The organism is Dehalococcoidia bacterium, assembly GCA_028711995.1.
Classification (GTDB): domain Bacteria; phylum Chloroflexota; class Dehalococcoidia; order SZUA-161; family SpSt-899; genus JAQTRE01.
Map to the genome: position 1 here is coordinate 1 of JAQTRE010000229.1, position 2,907 is coordinate 2,907.

Consider the following 2,907-nt stretch of genomic DNA (forward strand, 5'->3'; position numbering starts at 1 on the left):
TGCAGCGTACTCTTGGCAAACGGCTTCTCATCGATTTCAATCCCCAAAGCCACCTTCCATCGAATATCAAAGGCCGCCCTTTGCCATGCTTCCTCATCGCTTACTCGATCATGCGTCTGCAGCAGCAGCGCCGTCGCCAGCAGGCTTGGCGGCACACTCGCACGCCCGTTATCAGGACAGTAAATCTCGGCAAAAGACCCATCCTCGAACAACTGCCCCCTCATCGACGCCAAGAATCCATAGAACAAATCGCGGCCCACATGCTCCACATAAAGATTATCCGCTTCGAACAACCCCTTCTGTACCGACCGTTTTCCCAGCATTCGCCAACCCCTTTCCGTCTCGTTGGCTTAAGTATACTTGTCCCTATGCTCCACCACTACCACTTTTCGGCCGGATTTCTAGCTATCTATTGTAGCACTTCGAAAATTAAATTTGCTGCCCCGTAGAGAAGTTGGGTAATCCGCGCTAGCAAAGAGATTACTCAAGATTTAGCAAAGCGCCAAATTGAGGATTTGCTGATGATAAAGGGGTAAACGTGCCCGAAATCGTGAAAATCGCCGCAAGAAGAGATTATTCCGAGAGCGGGACTACTGAACATCCCACTTCAACCAAGTCCTATGCAAGGAATTCTCTCCGACTAAGTCTTTTGCTCGCGTGATCAGAGATTCTTTAGATATGCCCTCCTATTTCCCACCTGAGAGGTTGTTTTCAAACTTGCGCTGTCTAATCTCCACCTTGTATCCAAGGCCGGTAATACTATCGATTAGCTTCCCTGGATCAGTAACATCAACCTGAACAATCAGGTCTGCCGCATCTCTGTCGGCAGGCTCACTCATATGTATAGCCTCAATCTTGAGATTGCTTTTGTTTACCAATCGCAAAACATCTTCAATTTTGCGGCCTTCACCACAATCATGTATCTGAAGACGCACACCTGGCTTTCCAATACCGAGGATCGGATTGAGGATTCTGTAATAGATATCGTTATTAGTTACGATGCCTACTAACTTGCCATTGTCTACGACGCACAATGCTCCTACTTTAAGTTCCTGCGCCAAGGCAATGGCACTCTCGACAGTGGTGTCTGACGTGATGGTAGTAACATTCTTGTTCATTATTTCTCCCACCGTCATCCTGGCAATTAAATAGTTCATTTCCCATATGCTCAGAGAAGTAGCTTCTGTAGGTGACGCTTCCGCTATTCGCCTTTCAGTCACTATGCCCACTAATCTATCTTTGTCAACTACAGGCAAGCGATGAATGCGATGGGCAACCATATATCGCCTAGCCTCGGTGATCGGGGTTTTGCTTGAAACGGTTACCAAGTTGGTGCTCATAAGATCCCTGACACGCATATGTATCCTCCTTGGTGATTTTTATTGCCATTTTCACATGTTTAAGACAATATGTCAATCTTGCGCATTGATTTACTATCAAATTTACCGAGCGAAGGGGCGTCATCACAAAATAGGAGTCACCAAAATATTAGAGGAAAGGATTTCAGACGGCAGCATCCGGGAATATGGAGTAAGATGAAAAAAACGGACACCAAAGTCGATAGAATAAAGAGGCCGTTTAAGAATAGGGGTTAAGAATACCCTGAAAGAAGTTGACACGGTTTTTGAAACCGACGTTTTGACTTTCAAGTGACATTCTCATAGGTTAAGCCCTTGATTTTGAGGGCTTGAGCACTTTAACAACAGCATAATCAGCTTGCAGGGCAGTATCCTCCCTTGAATATGTCATATCGCATCCGAAGTAAGCTGAGCATACGCTGTAAACAGTCGAATAAGTTCAAGACCACTACTGACTCAAAGCATGCCCTGCCGGTGGCAGAGAACTTATTGAATCAGCAATTTGAGACATCCAGACCTAATATCGCATGGGTAAGCGCGATATCACCTATATCCCGACAGGGGAAGGCTGGTTGTATCTGGCCGGACACAAGGATCTCTGTACCGGTGAGATCGTTGGATATGCGATGGGAGAGCGACTGACGAAGAGCCTGAAAGGGAATTGCTACGACAATGCGCCCATGGAAAGCTTCTGGGGAACGCTCAACCAGGAGCTGGTTAACCACTGTCATTATCGAACCAGGCAGGAGGCGATTCGGGATATTACCGAAGACATCGAGGTCTTCTATAATCGGCAGCGTCGGCAGGCCAGATTGGGATACTTGCCCCCGGTTGTTTATGAACAACATTTCTATGCCGAACAGATGGTATCATGAATAGACTTTGGTGTCCACTCTATTGCCATCCGACCTCATATGCAAGAAATCCTTAGGTGGCTATGATGCTCGTTGTCGAACTTTTGGACAGTGTACCTAGGACTTCTGGTCGTTGTTCAAACATAGTTGTGAGGCGTACAATGGCCAGACATAGAGGACATCCGGGGAACCTCTGATTAAGGATTGTTCAACCCCCTGGCCCCAATTATTGAGGGAAGAACAGGGATATGGGTGACATACCCAAACCCCCGGCAGGAGGCGATTCGGGATATTACCGAAGACATCGAGGTCTTCTATAATCGGCAGCGTCGGCAGGCCAGATTGGGATACCTGTCCCCGGTTGTTTATGAACAACATTTCTATGCCGGACAGCTGGTATCATGAATAGACTTTGGTGTCCACTATTGCCATCCGACCTCAGAAATCCGAAGAATGCACAGGATCAAATCTGCAACGTCATTCCGCATATTAGTACGGCGCAAAATTGCGGAAGCCAAGCACAAGAAATGAGTGAGAAAACTACAAAAAAAACCCTGGATGAACTGGATCTGATGCTCATTAGCGAACTGGAAGTCGATGCCAGAAGAAGAGGAACTCGCGGCCAAGCTGGGCACCAGCCATACCACAGTACAGCGGCGATTACGATACCTCCTCGATGAAGGGATTATTTCATT

3 protein-coding genes and 1 pseudogene are annotated in these 2,907 nt (G+C 47.1%); 2 read left to right on the forward strand and 2 right to left on the reverse strand.

What is annotated here, in order from left to right; translation table 11 throughout:
- The coding region (locus PHV74_15940; protein MDD5095843.1) for a transposase at positions 1–323 on the reverse strand (323 nt) is incomplete at its 3' end.
- A 363-nt stretch (positions 324–686) separates the two neighbouring features.
- On the reverse strand, positions 687–1,358 hold the full coding sequence (locus PHV74_15945) for a CBS domain-containing protein (GenBank protein MDD5095844.1): 672 nt from the start codon (positions 1,356–1,358) through the stop codon (positions 687–689).
- 393 nt (positions 1,359–1,751) lie between these two features.
- On the opposite strand from PHV74_15945, the pseudogene PHV74_15950 reads away from it, so the two are divergent.
- Together PHV74_15950 and PHV74_15955 are read left to right on the forward strand one after the other, a co-directional pair.
- Positions 1,752–2,233: pseudogene (locus PHV74_15950) on the forward strand (IS3 family transposase).
- A gap of 231 nt (positions 2,234–2,464) precedes the next feature.
- Positions 2,465–2,617, forward strand: coding sequence for a hypothetical protein (locus PHV74_15955; protein MDD5095845.1), 153 nt, complete (start codon positions 2,465–2,467; stop codon positions 2,615–2,617).
- Positions 2,618–2,907 lie beyond the last annotated feature (290 nt).